A 14,520-nucleotide genomic window follows, 5' to 3' on the forward strand; every position below is an offset into this window, starting at 1 on the left:
GCCTCGAGGGCGCCCCGGCCTGAACGTCCCCACACACCGAACAGGAACTGACATGACCACCAATCCCGACAGCGCCGTCGGTACCGGCACCACCCTGGTCGACACCCAGGGGCACCGGGCCCGCGACCTCATCGCCGTCAACGCCGGCAACACCCTCGAGTGGTACGACTGGACGATCTACACCATCTTCGCCCCCTACTTCGCCAGCCAGTTCTTCCGCTCTGACGACTCCGTATCCGCACTACTCGCGACTCTCGCGGTCTTCGCGGTCGGATTCATCACCCGCCCCCTGGGTGGATGGCTCTTCGGCAGGTACGCCGACCGGCGCGGCCGCAAGACCGCACTCACCCTGGCCATGGCCATCGTAGCCATCGGCAGCCTGGTGATCGCCGTAGCACCGACCTACGGCGCAGTCGGCGTGCTGGCCTCGGTCATCCTGCTCCTCGCCCGCCTCGTACAAGGCCTCGCGCACGGAGGCGAGATGGGCACGGCCGTCACCTACCTCGTCGAACGCGCCCCGGCAGGCCGACGCGCACTGTGGGGCAGCTCCTCATGGGTCAGCGTGATCCTCGGCACCATCCTGGCCACCCTCACCGGCCTGGCAGTGACGAGCCTGCTCACCGAGGCACAGATCGAGTCCTGGGGATGGCGATTCGCGTTCGGCCTCGGCGGCATCCTCGGTCTCTACGCCCTGTGGCTGCGCCGCCAGATCCAGGAGACCGCCAAGGTCGAGACGGACGCTGCCCCCGCAGCCGGTCCCCGCAAGCCGCTCTCGGAGCGGCTCCGCCCGCACCTGTCCGGTGTAGCCATCGTGATGGGCCTGTCCGCAGGCGGATCCATCATGTTCTACACCTGGCTGATCTTCGCTCCGACCTACGCCCAGGTTGCCCGCGGTCAGGACCCCGACAGTGCCCTGGCCGCCGCCCTCCTGGCTCAGGTCGTCTTCCTCGTTGCGCTACCACTCATGGGCCTGCTGGGCGACCGAGTGGGCCGCCGGCCCATGATCATCGCCTTCGGAGTCGGGTTCCTGGCCCTGTCGTTCCCGCTCAACCGCATGATCGACGGCAGCTTCGGCGGACTCTTCCTCGCCATGACCATCGCACTGCTGCTGCTCGCATGCCTCTTCGCAGTCAACGGAGCCGTGTGGGCCGAGGTGTTCCCCACCGCAGTCCGCGCCGCCGGCGTCGCAGCGCCGCTCTCCCTGGCCACGGCCATCTTCGGCGGCACCGCGCCCTACCTGAACACCTGGTTCGCCAGCAACGACCTTCAGGACGTCTTCATCTGGTACCTCATGGCCGTCACCGCCATCACCCTGCTCACCGGTCTCCTGGCCCCGGAAACCCGCCACTGGAAACTGGACCGGGCCACCTGAACGAGAATTCAGCCACTCCGATTGGGGCCGCCATCACCGAGAGGAAGATGGCGGCCCTAATCGATGCGCCAAGACGACCCAGGGCCGCTATGCGAGGACAGCGTCAGTAGCGTGCCGTATGTGACTACTCAGCCCCAGCTTCTCTTGGCCGATCCAGGCGTCAACGGTGCTAACGTCGCGCACGATAGGAACTACAAACATCCGGTGCCGCCGAGTCTGGCGACAGCGGGGAGGAACACCTGGTGGTTGAAGCGCCCGAGGCCCCGCAGGTATCCCAGATCTGCATGACCTGGCAGCCGCCTTCAGCCGGGCCGGCAGGGAAAGCTCCACGAGCCGCGGCCGTCTCGAAGTCACCGACGGCACCGTCATAGACCCGTGACCTGCTTCCTCATTGACACCACCGTGCTCAGCGAGGCGCAAGGGGGAGTCACCGCCGCTTCCGCGCGTCGCGGAGGTCAGGGCGAGAGCAAGTCTTGGACCTGTTGCATCACGAAGTCCTCGAGCACCGTCTCGCCACCGACCAACCGGACTGCGGCGGGGTCGAGCGCGACCAGGGCGTCCTCAGTGACACCCATCAGTCCGAATCTGCGGGACAGCTGGACAGGTGCCCCCCCGGCGGCTGCCAGTGCGGAGACCGTGAGGGCATCGGCGAAGTGCTCCCCGGAGGCCAGGTAGGCCATCGAGGCGCCGGTGGGGTAGTCGGCGAAAAGCCGGGACGTCGTCTCGTAGCGGGTGCTGCCGGAGACCCGGGTGACCGGGGCGATCCCGCCCAGCTCCCACTCCACGGACGCGCCGACGGAGCCCTCCCCGCCAACGACCGTAATGCTCTGGGGGTCGAGTGTCGCGTACCGGGTTTGGTGGAGGCTCTGAACTGACGCGTCGGCGGTGGCCGGTGCGGGGTTGTGATGGTAGTAGATGTTCTCGAACTCGACTGGTGGGAGGAGTCCGATCTGTCCGTGGAGGCGTCGGTGGTTGAACCAGTCGATGTACTCCGCGACCGCGATCTCAAGGTCGTCGATGTTCTTCCATGGGCCTTTGTTGCGGACCAGCTCGGCCTTGAACAGCGAGTTGAAGGCCTCGGCCAACGCATTGTCGTAGGAATCGCCTGTCGAACCGACCGAGGCGACAGCGCCAGCTTCAGCCAGACGCTGGGTGTATCGCACGGCGAGATACTGAACGCCTTTATCCGAATGTGCGATGACTCCGGTGGTGTCCTGGCCAGCGTGCTCGCGGGTCCACAGCCCCATCTCCAGGGCGTCCAACGCCAGGTCCGTACGCAGACTCTTGGACAGCTGCCAGCCGACCACCCGCCGGGAGTAGACATCGATGACGAACGCGGCGTAGACCCACCCGGCGAAGGTCCGGCAGTAGGTGATGTCAGCGACCCAGACCCGGTTCGGGGCCGGCGCACCGAAGTCGCGCTCCAGTAGGTCAGGGCGGGTCTCGGGACCGGCGCCTGGGACGGTGGTCCGCGGCCCCTTGGTGCGGGTGATCCCGCGCAGCATGCATCGCGGCAAGGTGGCGTTGGCGGTCGTGACTCACAGATTGGCTGACCCACCTTCGAGGTGTCTTTGTCGAGATTCGTCCGATCGCCGCGCTGCCGACACCGATGGCTTGATCAGGAGCATGTCCCCTCGAGTGACCCATCACAGTCCTGCCTCACCGCCGGCAGCAGGTCCTGGCCGGACGAATTCTGGGAGGCACCACATGCTGTCCGATCTTGCTGACTACGTCATCGGAGTCGATCCCAATCGGGATCGCATCACCCTGGCCATCGTGGATGCGCGCAGCCACGCCGTCCTGGCCACCACAACGCTCCCCACGACACCGCGCGGGTACCGCGAGTCGATCCAGTGGGCGGATCGTCACATCGACACCCGTACCCGAGTCTGGTCGATCGAAGGCGCTGGCAGCTACGGAGCAGGTCTGCTCAGCGCCCTCACCGACGCCGCGCAGATGGTGATCGAGTTCGACCACCCGCTCACGCCCGCCGCCAAGGACGGCGCCAAGTCCGACAGCCTGGACGCCGTTCGCGCCGCCCGTGAAGTCCTCGGACGTCAGTCCTGGAGCACCCCTCGGGCCCGCGAGGCACGGGAAGGACTGCGTGCGCTGATCGCAGCCCGGGACAGCGCCAAAGTCCCCCGCACGTCAGCCATCAACGTCCTGCGGGCGCTCATTCTGACCGCCCCCGCCGATCTGCGAGAGGAGTTACGACAGCTGACCTTCACCCGGCTGCTCGAGCGGTGCCGCCACCTAGGCCCCGACTCCACCACCGACCCCGAGATCTCCGCGACGAAACGCGCCATCCGCTCTACGGCCCACCGGGTCACCGACCTCAGCAGCGAGATGGACGAACTCGAGGCCGCGATGCACGCCCTCGTCCTGCGGCTCAGTCCCGCACTCCTGCAGGAACCAGGCATCGGCACGCTGCTGGCCGCGCAGATCCTGATCTCCTGGTCACACCGGGGCAGCTGCCCCACCGAAGCAGCCTTCGCCCGCCTGGCCGGCGTCGCGCCACTCCCGGCGACCTCCGGTCAGAACCAGACCCGCCACCGCCTCAGCCGCGGAGGCGACCGACAACTCAACCGCGCCCTCCATCAAGCCGTCGTGATCCGCGCCAAGACCCACCCCGAGACACGCGCCTACATCGACCGCCGCGTCAGCGAGGGAAAGACCAAACGCGAAGCCATCCGCTGCGCCAAGCGCTACCTCGCCCGACACCTCTACCGCGTCCTGGAGGCCACCCCCAGCACCCCTTGACAACCGATAGGAGCATCTCGACCCCGAACCTGTCGCGGTGCTCATCGATGTAGTCGACCAGCACCGTCGTGCTCACTTCAGCTTGCGGTCGAGCTCCGCCACGGCGAAAAAAGCCGACGCCGTGCGCAAGATCTCATTCGCTCGGCGTAGCTCTTTGACCTCACGTTCCAGCTCCGCGATCCGCCGCGCTTCCTCGGTCGTGACGCCCGGGCGGTGGCCCTGATCGATCTCGGCCTGGCAGACCCAATTGCGCAACGTCTCGGGGTTGATGCCCAGCTGCTCACCGACCCGGCGCAGCGCACCCGACCTCGTCGCTGGATCACGCCGCAGATCGACCGCCATCCGGATCGCTCGCCCCGAAGCTCCTCGGGGTACTTCCTCGGTGCTGCCATGACTCTCATCCTTCCGTGGAATAAGAGCCTCCATCAGACCCGGTACGCGACAGTCGTCTTCGGTACCGGGGCGCCCTGGTCAGCACCTAGCCCCCTCGACCCTCTCGTCCGAGCCGTGGTCCCGCTCGCCCGCTCATACGTCATCTGCGCCGCGCATGACCAGGATCGGCAGTGGTCGACCTCTCACTGGCCCCGGCAGGGCGACCACTGCACGCGTCCTCCTCCATCGGCCCCTCGCCCACGACCTCCAGCAGGGCCCACCCAGCTACCTGGCGACGTCCCGGACGTGCCTAGAGGCGGCGAGCCCCGAGACCCTGACGCAGACAACCATCCACTTCGAGAACATCCCCGAGATGGTCCTCGTCAGCGGCGGTGACGACCAGTTCCGGCTCTCCGCAGATGGCCGCACGCACCATCCAGGACTGAGCGGGGGGAATGCCATGTCCCACGTAGCCCCCACGGGAAACCCCCTCTGACCTATTATTGCTGGTCAGAGGGGGTTTAGACGTGCTCCCCCGACTGGACTCGAACCAGTAACCTGCCGGTTAACAGCCGGCTGCTCTGCCAATTGAGCTACAGGGGATTATGCAGCGAGTAGGAACTTTAGCAAACGGGTGAGCCCGCGCCGAAATCCCGTCGCACCGAGCCAGGCGGCCCGAGCGCGGTCACGAGGCGTGGCCTCAGGCCACCCCCGCGGGGCCTGCTCAGTCGGCGGTCACCGGCGGGTTCGGTGGCAGCCCGACCTGGTCACGCAGGTCGACGCGGACGGCGTGCACCGCGGCCGCGAGCTCGGGGTCGGACTCCCCCGGCCCCCGGCCCCACAGCACCTGCTCGACGAGCTCCCGTGTCGGCAGGACCTTGCGGATCGTCACCCGTGCCGTGCGGCGGGGGCCGAGGTCGACGGCGCGCATGAGGACAACGGTGGCCGAGGTCCGCTCGCGGAAGACCTGCGGGACCATGCCGGGGCCAGTGCGCCGCTGCAACACCCACTGGCGGCCGCCGAGCTGGTCCACGAAGGTGACGGCCAGGGCCCACAGGTCGGGGTCCCACGCGCCGGTGTCCACCTCGTGCCAGGGCCACTCGAGCAGCACGTCACCGGTGTCGGCGACCTCGCGCAGGCAGAAGGTCGTGAGCAGCAGCCAGTGGCCGGTGCCGTCCTCCTGCGCACTGGCCAGCACCTGCTCACCACGGGCGAGGGTGGGTCGGACGGCGTGGGGCAGGTCACCCGGGTCGCGCTCGGGCTTGGGGGCCGCACCGATCGTGCGCGAGCGCCACAGAGGCATCGTCCTCACTCCATCCTGGACCGCAAGCGGGCCCGTTCGCGGTGCAGCTCCATGAGCCGCTCGTCCAGCCGGCGCTTGTCCGGGCTGCCCTCCGGCGCCCGCGACTGCTGCCCCAGGAGGTCGGCGACCTCCTGCTCGACCCCGGCCAGCCGCACCCGCAGGACGAGCCAGTCGACGAAGGCCTCACGCGGCATACCGCTCTCCGGGTCGAGACGGTCCGGCAGCGTCGCCACCGACAGCTCGTGCACGAGCGGGTGCACCGGCGGTGGGGTGCCTGCCAGGACGGCCTCCACCCACCCCCGCGCACTGCGCTGCGACGCCCCAGGTATGCCGCCGGACTGCCGCATCGCGTGCCAGACCGCCCGGTGCATGGGCGCCCGCAACGCCTCGGGCTCCAGGTCGTCCATGTCCTCGGGGACGATGGCCAAGGGGAACTGCAGCGCGACCTGGACGAGCTGACGCTCGGCGACCTGGACCGGGTCGCGCAGGTCGGGCTGGGGCAGGGTCGGGGCCACCGGACCCTCCACCGCGGCGGCGTCCGGCGTCCGCGCCGCCGGGGTGGTCGGTGCCGGTCGGGTCGCCGCGTGGTGCACCTCGGTCGTGAGCGCGTCGGGGTCGATGCCCATCCACCCGGACACGTCCCTGATGACCTCCGGGCGCAGGGTGCGGTCCTTGATCTGGGCGAGGATCGGCGCCACCGCCCGCATGGCCTGCACCCGCTGCGCGGCCTCGGACAGGTCGTAGGGCGCCAGGGTGGTCCGCACCGCGAACTCGAAGAGCGGGGTCGCCCCCGCGACGAGCTCGCGGACGGTGCGGCCCTGCTCCTCCCCCTCGGCGTCCTTGGTGGCGATCCACAGGTCGTTCGGGTCCTGGCCGTCGGCGGCGACCGCGACGTAGGACTGCGCCGCCCACCGCTGGTCCTGCTCGAAGGCCTTCATCGCGGCCTTCTGCCCGGCGGCGTCCCCGTCGAAGGTGAAGATGACCTTGGCCGGGGCGCGGCCCGCCTCGTCCCGCAGGATCCGCCGCAGGATCGAGATGTGGTCGCTGCCGAAGGCCGTGCCGCAGGTCGCGACCGCCGTGCCGACGCCGGACAGGTGCGCGGCCATGACGTCGGTGTAGCCCTCGACCACGACCGCCGTCCGCTCGGTCGAGATCGCCTTCTTGGCGAGGTCGAGGCCGTAGAGCACGCCGGTCTTCTTGTAGATCGGGGTCTCGGAGGTGTTGAGGTACTTCGCCGGGCTCCAGTCGTCGTCGAAGAGCCGCCGCGCGCCGAAACCCACGGTGTCACCGGTGATCGCCCGGATCGGCCAGAGCACCCGGCCCTGGAAGCGGTCCGACAGGCCCCGCCCCCGACGGTTGGCCAGGCCACCGAGCACCAGATCCTCCTCGGTGAAGCCCTTGAGCCGCAGGTGCGAGACGAGCGCGGTGCCCTCGCGCGGGGCATACCCGACCATGAACTGTGTCGCGTGCTCGCCGGTGAAGCCCTTGTCGCGCAGGAAGTCCCGCCCCTTGCGTCCCTCACCCGAGCGCAGCAGCGCCTCGTGGTAGAACTCCTCGGCGACCCGGTGGGCCTCCATGAGCCGGGTGCGCTGCCCGACCGGCGCCTGCTCACCGCGACCTCGACCGCCCGGCCCGGTCTCGTCATACCGCAGCGTGATCCCGAGCTTGTCGGCCAGCCGCTCCACCGCCTCGGAGAAGGTGAGGTGGTCGATCTCCATGAGGAAGGAGATGACGTCGCCACCCACGCCGCACCCGAAGCAGTGGTAGCTCCCGAGCGCCGTGCGGATCTGGAAGGAGGGGGTCTTCTCGTCGTGGAAGGGGCACAGGCCCTTCATCGCGCCGACGCCGGCGCTGCGCAGCGTCACGTGCTCGCGGACGACCTCCTCGATGGAGGCGCGCTCCTTGACGACCTGGATGTCCTCGGCCTTGATCCGCGCCACGTGCACCTCCTTCGACCTGCCCTGCGCCCGAGTGTAGGTCGCGCCACCCACGATCCCGGCGGCGCCCGGAAATCCGCTGCCTCCATCGGGCCGTCGGCGCTAGCATGGAATGCTCCGCGCCCGCGATGAGTTGACCCTCGCTCTAGAGTCCCACCCTGTCATGAACTCCGAGGAGACCCCTGTGCGCTCTGCGTCCGCCACCGACGCGCCACCGACCAGCCCCGACGTCGCTGAGCTCGACCCACGTCGGGTGCGGCTGGTCATCAGCGTCCTCACGGCCGCAGCCTTCGTCGTCATCCTCAACGAGACGCTCATGCTCAACGCGCTGCCGCCCCTCATGGACGCCTTCGGCGTCGACGCGCGCGCCGGGCAGTGGCTGACCACCGGCTTCCTGCTCACCATGGCCGTCGTCATCCCCATGACCGGCTGGCTGCTGCAGCGGCTGAGCATCAGGACCGCCTTCGTGCTCGCGATGAGCGTCTTCCTCATCGGCACGGCGACCGCAGCCCTGGCGCCGACCTTCGGGGTCCTTCTCGCAGGCCGCATCGTGCAGGCCAGCGGCACCGCCGTGATGATGCCGCTGCTCATGACGACGATCATGACCATGGTGCCGCTGCACCGCCGCGGCGCCGTCATGGGCAACCTCAGCCTGGCGATCTCCGTCGCCCCCGCGATGGGCCCGCCCGTCTCCGGCCTCATCCTGCAGTTCGCCTCCTGGCGGTGGATCTTCGGGCTGGTCCTGCCGATCGCGCTGCTCATGCTCATCGCCGGTGCGCGGCTCCTGCGTGGCAGCGAGCCCGGCCGCGCCGCCCACCTCGACGTGCTCAGCGCCGTGCTCACCGCCCTCGGCTTCGGCGGCCTGGTCTACGGCCTCAGCTCCTTCGGTGAGGGCGCCGGCGGCGGCATCAACCCGTTTGCCGCGCTCGGTGTCGGCCTGGTCGCCCTGGTCGCCTTCGTTTGGCGGCAACGGTCGCTCATCCGTCGCGGGAACGGATCCGTCTTCCTCGACCTGCGGGCACTGCGCATCCCCCGGTATGCCGTGACCTTCGCGCTCATGTGCCTCGCCTTCATGGCGCTCATCGGCGGGATGTTGCTCCTGCCGATCCTGCTGCAGCAGGTGCGCGGCTTCGGCACCCTGGCCTCCGGCCTGGTGCTCATGCCGGGTGGGCTGGCGATGGGTCTGCTCGGCCCGACCGTGGGCCGGCTCTACGACCGGCTCGGGCCGCGCCCGCTCGTCGTGCCCGGCGCCATCGGCCTGGTCGCCGGCATGGCCGGGATGGCGATCTTCGCCGCGGTCGCACCGTTGTGGGGCCTCGTCGGCCTGCACATGCTCATCAGCATCTCGCTGTCCTTCCTCTTCACGCCGTGCTTCACGGCCGGGCTGGGCTCGCTGCCGACGCATCTGTACTCGCACGGCAGCGCGATGCTCGGTGCGGGTCAGCAGGTGGCGGCCGCCGCCGGGACCGCGCTCGTCGTCACGGTCATGGAGGTCCGCAGCCACCAGCTGGCGGGCCAGGGCCTGACCGAGACCGCCGCCACCAGCGGCGGCATCGGCGCCGGGCTGCTCGTCGCGACCGCGGTGACGGTGGGCGTGCTCGCTCTCGCGCTGTTCGTCCGCGCACCGCGCCCGGACGGTGAGGCGTCGGAGACCCCGACCGCGGCGTCCGGGGCGGCGCCGACGGCGACGTCAAGCGAGCCGGAGCCCACGGCATACCCCGAGCCCGTAGCCTGACCCCATGCCGAGCCGCGCCGCGAGTCCCGCCACCGAGATCGAGGTCGGCGGGCGCGCGGTGCGGATCTCCAACCCGGACCGGGTCTACTTCCCCGAGCTGGGGCTGACCAAGCTCGACCTGGCGCACTACTACCTGTCCGTCGGGGACGGGATCGTGGGGGCGCTGCGCGAGCGGCCCTGCATGATGCACCGGTTCCCGGACGGCATCACCGGTGAGCGCGTCCACCAGAAGCGGCTGCCGCGCGGCGCGCCGGACTGGATGGAGACCGTGCACGTCACCTTCCCCCGGTGGAACCGCACGGCCGACGAGCTGTGCGTGACCGAGCTGGCGCAGGTGATCTGGTCGGTGCAGATGAGTTGCGTGGAGTTCCACCCGTGGAACAGCCGGCGCGGCCACGTGGAGCAGCCGGACGAGTGGCGGATCGACCTCGACCCCGGCGAGGAGTGCGACTTCGCGACAGTGCGCCGCGTGGCCGTCGTCGCCCAGGAGGTGCTCGGCGAGCTCGGTGCGGTGGGCTGGCCGAAAACCACCGGCTCGCACGGGCTGCATGTCTACGTCCGGATCCCGCCGGAGCACGGCTTCACCGACGTCCGCCGGGCCGCGCTCTCCTTCGCCCGCGAGGTGGAGCGTCGCACCGAGGAGGCGACGACCGTGTGGTGGCGCAAGGACCGCGACCCGCGCCGGGTCTTCGTCGACTTCAACCAGAACGCCCGGGACCACACGATCGCGAGCGCCTACAGCGTGCGGGCGACGCCGGACGCCCGGGTGTCGGCGCCGCTGCGGTGGGAGGAGGTGCCGGACTGCGAGCCGGGCGACTTCACCGTGCGCACGATGCCTGACAGGTATGCCGAGCTCGGCGACCTGCACGCCGGCATCGACGACCCCGACTCCGTGTTCGACCTCGCCACGCTGCTGGAGTGGGCCGAGCGCGACGAGGCCCAGGGCGCCCCGAGCGTCGACGACGTCGACGACGCGGACGACACCGACGCGTCCTGACACCGTGCCCGAGTAGGCCGACACCGATCGGGCAGGCACGAAGCGCTGGCCCTCCCCATACCCACCGAGCGCCGCAGATGGTCGTACACACCCCCACCGAGCGCCGCAGATGGTCGCGCACACCCCCACCGAGCGCCGCAGATGGTCGCGCACACCCCCACCGAGCGCCGCAGATGGTCGTACACACCCCCACCGAGCGCCGCAGATGGTCGTACACACCCCCACCGAGCGCCGCAGATGGTCGGAGTCAACAACCATTCGCGACGCCCGGTCGGCCCAGGAGGAACCATCTGCGACGCCCGGTCGGCCCAGGAGCAGCCATCTGCGACGCCCGGTCGGCCCAGGAGGAACCATCTGCGACGCCCGGTCGGCTCAGGAGCAGCCATCTGCGACGCCCGGTCGGCCCAGGAGCAACCATCTGCGGCGCTCGGTGGGCCCAGGAGCAACCATCTGCGGCGCTCGGTGGGATCCTCAGGGGGTCTGGATGTCGACGACGAGGCGCAGCGGGTTCTCCAGCACGAAGACGCGGTAGGGCCGCGGCTCGCCCTGCATCCCGACGAAGACCTGCAGCTGGCCCTCGAAGGGCGTCGTCCGGATGACCTCGACGACGGCGGCCAGGGAGTGCGTGTCGAGCCCGTAGTCGCCCGCGTCGTAGACCGGGTCCCCGGGCTCGGGGTAGGGCATCCCGGCGAGCACGAGCTGCAGCACGCTGTCGCCCGCCACCCCGGCCGGGGCGCCGGAGCCGTCCCGAGTGGGCGACGGCTCGTAGGAGGCCAACCAGGCCGGTGAGCCGGCGGCGGTCCCCGGAGCAGCGGTGAGGTCGATCACGACCCGGTCGAAGCCGTCGTTCAGCCCGGCCCGGAGCGAGGGGGCATAGAGACCGCTCCCACCCGCCAGGCCGCCACCGCCCTCGGTGCGCGCCTCGGGCGGGTTCCAGGGCAGCCCGGGGCCGGACCCGCCCCCGGGCTCGACCCCCACCCCCGGCTCCACGGTGGGTATGACGGGGGTCGGGTCGACCGTCGGCTGCGCAGGTTCGGGTTCCGGCTCGGGCTCGGGGGCCGCAGGCGGCCCGGGCACGGTCGGCTCCGGCGCGACGGGCTCCGGCTGGCTCGTCTCCGTCGGCGTCGCCGGGTCGGGCTGCGTGGGCCGCGGCTGGCTGGGCGCCGGTGCGGCGACCTCGTCCGGGTTCTCGGACGCGACCTCGTCCGGGTCATCAGATGCGGTGGCGGTCTCGTCGGGCTCCTCGGTGACCGGCGCCGGAGGCTCGCTCAGGGCCACCGGCTCGTCGAGCGCGGGCGCACGGACGGTCACGAGCAGCAGCCCCGCCGACTCAGCACCGAGCCGGTGGATCGACCCGCCCCCGGCCAGCGCCTCCATCCAGAAGTCCTCGGCGGCCTGGACCTCCGGAGGACACCCGATGTCGGTGGTGCCCAGGGCAGGCGCGACGAAGGCGCCGTCCGGCTCGAGGGTCAACGGCCCCTGCACGGTGGCCTCGCCGCACGCGTCCACCGAGACTCCCCAGCCGGCGTCACCGAAGGCCAGCTCCGTCGGCGCACCCGACCCCACGACGGCCGCAGCGTCGCCACCCCGCCACAGCTCCTCGCGCAGCACCCAGGTCGTGCCCTCCAGGTCGTCGGCGGCCACCGGCGTCACGGCCGAGATGGTCGACGGGTCCGCACCGGACACGCCCGACGCGGCGAAGACGAAGGTGGTGCCGCCGTCGGGGAACTCCGCGGCGACTCCCTGCCCGGAGCCCTCGCCTCCGCCCACGACCCCTGTCTGCCAGACCAGCCCCACGGCGGCGAGGGTGAGTGCGCTCCCGACCACCGCTCCCCCGACCCGGCGCCGCGTGCGGCGGCGACGACCGGCGGTCCACGGCGCCTCCGCGGTGACCGACTCGTCACCGTCCAGGCGCGCAGCACCCTCCAGCAGGTCGCGCACATCGGCATTCATGCCAGACTCTCCTTCTCCTCGGCGCCCGCGAGCACCTGTGACCCGAGCTCATCGCGGAGCCGGGCGATCGCGTGGTGCGACAGGCTCTTCACCGTGCCAGGGCGGATGCCCATCACCTCCGCCGTCTGCGCCTCCGTCAGGTCCTCGAAGTAACGCAGCACCAGCGCCGCCCGCTGCCGGGGCGGCAACGTCCGCAGCGCCGCATGCACCTCGTCGTCCCTGGCACGCTGCTCGGCACCATCCGGTATGCCGGTGTCCGGCAGCCGGTCGCTCGTCACCTCACGGCGCACCTTGCGCCACCACGACACCCGGCGGCGGTAGATGACCCGCCGGACGAAGCCGTCCGGGTTGTCCACGCCCTCCCACTTCTCGGCGAGCGCGATGAGGGCCTCCTGCAGCAGGTCCTCGGCGAGGTCGGCATCACCGCACAGGAGGTAGGCCGCCCGGCGCAGCCGAGGGCCCCGGGCCTGCACGAACTCGCTGTAGGCGGGGTCGGCCGTCAGCACCGCGCACCTCCTCTCGGGCACCTCATACCCAGCATGTCGCACGAGCGGCCCGTTCGGTTCAGTTCGCGCCGCAATCTGGCCTCTATGACTTGGAGGGTGGGGAGGCGACGCGCGGGAGCGCGGTCCTGAGGTGGTGATGAGGTCGAGCCCTACGTCCTGCTGCCGTGCTCTGTGCGCTGGCGGGCGCAGTGCGACAACTGCGACCTGCTTGTTGCCTGGGCGGTCTGCCGTGACCGCTGTCGACCGAGCCCCTGACCTGCTGAGGTGACGATCGCGTCGGCACCAGCGCCGACCGGGTGCTCGCCGTGCGGGGTGGTCCCCGACTCCCTCAGCCGGCGGGTGGTGCGCCAGGTCGACGCGCCCTCCCGGACAGATCCGCTCCGAGCACGCTTCGGTGCAAGGCGTAACCCGACAGTTGGGGGTGCGGTTGCGTACCGCGTGGTCGGCGATCAAGCCGATTCTGGCAGCAGCGGCCGACGACGAGGCCCCGCCTCGCCGGCGTGGCTACCTTGGGTCGACAAGCACGTCTGGCAACATCCACCAAGCCGGTCGCCGAGGGGGGCCACGGACCGAAGGAACAGACCGGCATGGTCCACCTCACCGTCGTTGGGAACGGGCAGGTCAGGGCGCGTCTGCTCGTCCTGGTCTAGGGCAGGACGAAGGCCGCCTACGCCGACTGACTCACCGTCGTTGGGAACGGGCAGGTCAGGGCGCGTCTGCTCCTCCTGGTCTAGGGCAGGACGAAGGCCGCCTACGCCGACTGACTCACCCAGCGCGGAGAAGATTTCACCGCCGGTGTCGACGTGGCCACCTTCGACCCCTTCCAGGGGTACAAGAGCGCGATCCACGATGAACTCACCGACGCGACCGCGGTCTTGGACGCGTTAGACGTCGTCGCGCTCGGCACCAAGTTGTCGATGAGGTCCGCCGTCGGGTGCAGCAGGACACCACCGGGCACCGCGGCCGCAAGGGCGACCCGCTGGATGGGATCCAGAACATCCTGCGCGCCGGGCCGGAGTCATTCGGACCGACAGACCAGCGGCTCCGCCGCGGCCGGAGTCCGCCCGTAGCTGCGGTGTTCTTCCCGGTGAGATTTCGTAGTCTTGTCCCCGCCGACGAGTCTCCCACCGGATCCCCGCTGCCTATTCACGCTAAAGCGCAAATCACAGCGTTACTGTTGCTCCTGGCCCGGTCGCTTCCGAGGCGCTCCAGCGCTTCATTCTTTCCTGTGCCTTCCCCCACTGCTCGACTGATTGTCCTCCAAGCATGCCAGTTTTAGTAACTTAGATCGAATTTCTCTTAAGCGGTGACTCTTTGCCCCAAACTTGTTCAGCTCCAGCTCCTTGTCGTCGTGTGAGACCACCACAAGTTGGCTGAAGAAGGGGACAGTCGCGTACCAGAGATATGGAGGAGCATATGGCGCATAGTCAATTCGCTTTATCTCTTCATAGCGCATGGAAGTGTGGATTAACAGACCTTGGCTTACCACCCTGTGTGTCTCCAGGCGTATTCCCTGACGCGGACTTAGGAGACAATACAGCACCGCGACTGCCGTTACCGCAAATGCGACCTGGGCCCTCGTATC

Annotated in this window: 9 protein-coding genes, 1 tRNA gene and 1 pseudogene; 4 read left to right on the plus strand and 7 right to left on the minus strand. The window is 70.0% G+C overall.

All coding sequences use genetic code 11. From position 1 onward, the window contains the following. Nucleotides 1-52 precede the first annotated feature (52 nt). The gene (locus FA582_RS09120; protein ID WP_010148376.1) at nt 53-1,372 is read left to right on the plus strand and encodes an MFS transporter; all 1,320 of its coding nucleotides are present in this window, start codon (nt 53-55) and stop codon (nt 1,370-1,372) included. A gap of 455 nt (nt 1,373-1,827) precedes the next feature. Here FA582_RS09120 and FA582_RS09125 read toward each other — a convergent pair whose 3' ends face one another. Continuing rightward, entirely contained in the window at nt 1,828-2,877 is a 1,050-nt protein-coding gene (locus tag FA582_RS09125; protein ID WP_010148377.1) for an IS3 family transposase, read from the minus strand. A 202-nt stretch (nt 2,878-3,079) separates the two neighbouring features. Between FA582_RS09125 and FA582_RS09130 the strand changes: the two genes are divergently transcribed. Further along, nucleotides 3,080-4,132, plus strand: coding sequence for an IS110 family RNA-guided transposase (locus FA582_RS09130; protein ID WP_010148378.1), 1,053 nt, complete (start codon nt 3,080-3,082; stop codon nt 4,130-4,132). An 81-nt stretch (nt 4,133-4,213) separates the two neighbouring features. Here the strand turns inward: FA582_RS09130 and FA582_RS17720 are convergent. The 4 genes and pseudogenes from FA582_RS17720 to dnaG form a co-directional block, all read right to left on the minus strand. Beyond that, a pseudogene (locus FA582_RS17720) lies at nt 4,214-4,558 on the minus strand (transposase); the annotation flags it as partial. Between the two features lie 476 nt (nt 4,559-5,034). Continuing rightward, nucleotides 5,035-5,107: transfer RNA gene (locus FA582_RS09140), tRNA-Asn, on the minus strand. 121 nt (nt 5,108-5,228) lie between these two features. After that, entirely contained in the window at nt 5,229-5,807 is a 579-nt protein-coding gene (locus FA582_RS09145) for a hypothetical protein (RefSeq protein ID WP_010148381.1), read from the minus strand. A gap of 5 nt (nt 5,808-5,812) precedes the next feature. Beyond that, nucleotides 5,813-7,747 carry a DNA primase gene (gene dnaG / locus FA582_RS09150; protein WP_010148382.1) on the minus strand — a complete coding sequence of 645 codons (1,935 nt, stop codon included), beginning with the start codon at nt 7,745-7,747 and terminating at the stop codon, nt 5,813-5,815. Nucleotides 7,748-7,907: 160 nt separating this feature from the next. Between dnaG and FA582_RS09155 the strand changes: the two genes are divergently transcribed. Together FA582_RS09155 and ligD are read left to right on the plus strand one after the other, a co-directional pair. Beyond that, nucleotides 7,908-9,479 (plus strand): DHA2 family efflux MFS transporter permease subunit, encoded by a 1,572-nt coding sequence (locus tag FA582_RS09155; protein WP_010148383.1) that lies wholly within the window; start codon nt 7,908-7,910, stop codon nt 9,477-9,479. A gap of 4 nt (nt 9,480-9,483) precedes the next feature. Beyond that, nucleotides 9,484-10,476: a non-homologous end-joining DNA ligase gene (ligD, locus tag FA582_RS09160; protein ID WP_010148384.1), complete on the plus strand. Its 993-nt coding sequence runs from the start codon at nt 9,484-9,486 to the stop codon at nt 10,474-10,476. Nucleotides 10,477-10,947: 471 nt separating this feature from the next. Here the strand turns inward: ligD and FA582_RS09165 are convergent, their stop codons facing one another. After that, complete coding sequence (locus tag FA582_RS09165) at nt 10,948-12,429, minus strand: AMIN-like domain-containing (lipo)protein (protein ID WP_010148348.1); 1,482 nt, start codon at nt 12,427-12,429, stop codon at nt 10,948-10,950. Beyond that, on the minus strand, nt 12,426-12,935 hold the full coding sequence (locus FA582_RS09170; RefSeq protein ID WP_010148349.1) for a SigE family RNA polymerase sigma factor: 510 nt from the start codon (nt 12,933-12,935) through the stop codon (nt 12,426-12,428). Before FA582_RS09170 ends, FA582_RS09165 begins: the two co-directional genes overlap by 4 nt. Between the last annotated feature and the right edge of the window lie 1,585 nt (nt 12,936-14,520).

The organism is Serinicoccus profundi (assembly GCF_008001015.1).
GTDB lineage: Bacteria > Actinomycetota > Actinomycetes > Actinomycetales > Dermatophilaceae > Ornithinicoccus > Ornithinicoccus profundi.

Excerpts from the sequence above, each read along its gene's own strand:
- FA582_RS09130 (WP_010148378.1), top strand. The coding sequence starts at position 3,080 with ATGCTGTCCGATCTTGCTGACTACGTCATCGGAGTCGATCCCAATCGG.
- FA582_RS09125 (WP_010148377.1), bottom strand. The coding sequence starts at position 2,877 with ATGCTGCGCGGGATCACCCGCACCAAGGGGCCGCGGACCACCGTCCCA.
- FA582_RS09165 (WP_010148348.1), bottom strand. The coding sequence starts at position 12,429 with ATGAATGCCGATGTGCGCGACCTGCTGGAGGGTGCTGCGCGCCTGGAC.
- FA582_RS09155 (WP_010148383.1), top strand. The coding sequence starts at position 7,908 with ATGAACTCCGAGGAGACCCCTGTGCGCTCTGCGTCCGCCACCGACGCG.
- FA582_RS09145 (WP_010148381.1), bottom strand. The coding sequence starts at position 5,807 with ATGCCTCTGTGGCGCTCGCGCACGATCGGTGCGGCCCCCAAGCCCGAG.
- FA582_RS09120 (WP_010148376.1), top strand. The coding sequence starts at position 53 with ATGACCACCAATCCCGACAGCGCCGTCGGTACCGGCACCACCCTGGTC.
- ligD (WP_010148384.1), top strand. The coding sequence starts at position 9,484 with ATGCCGAGCCGCGCCGCGAGTCCCGCCACCGAGATCGAGGTCGGCGGG.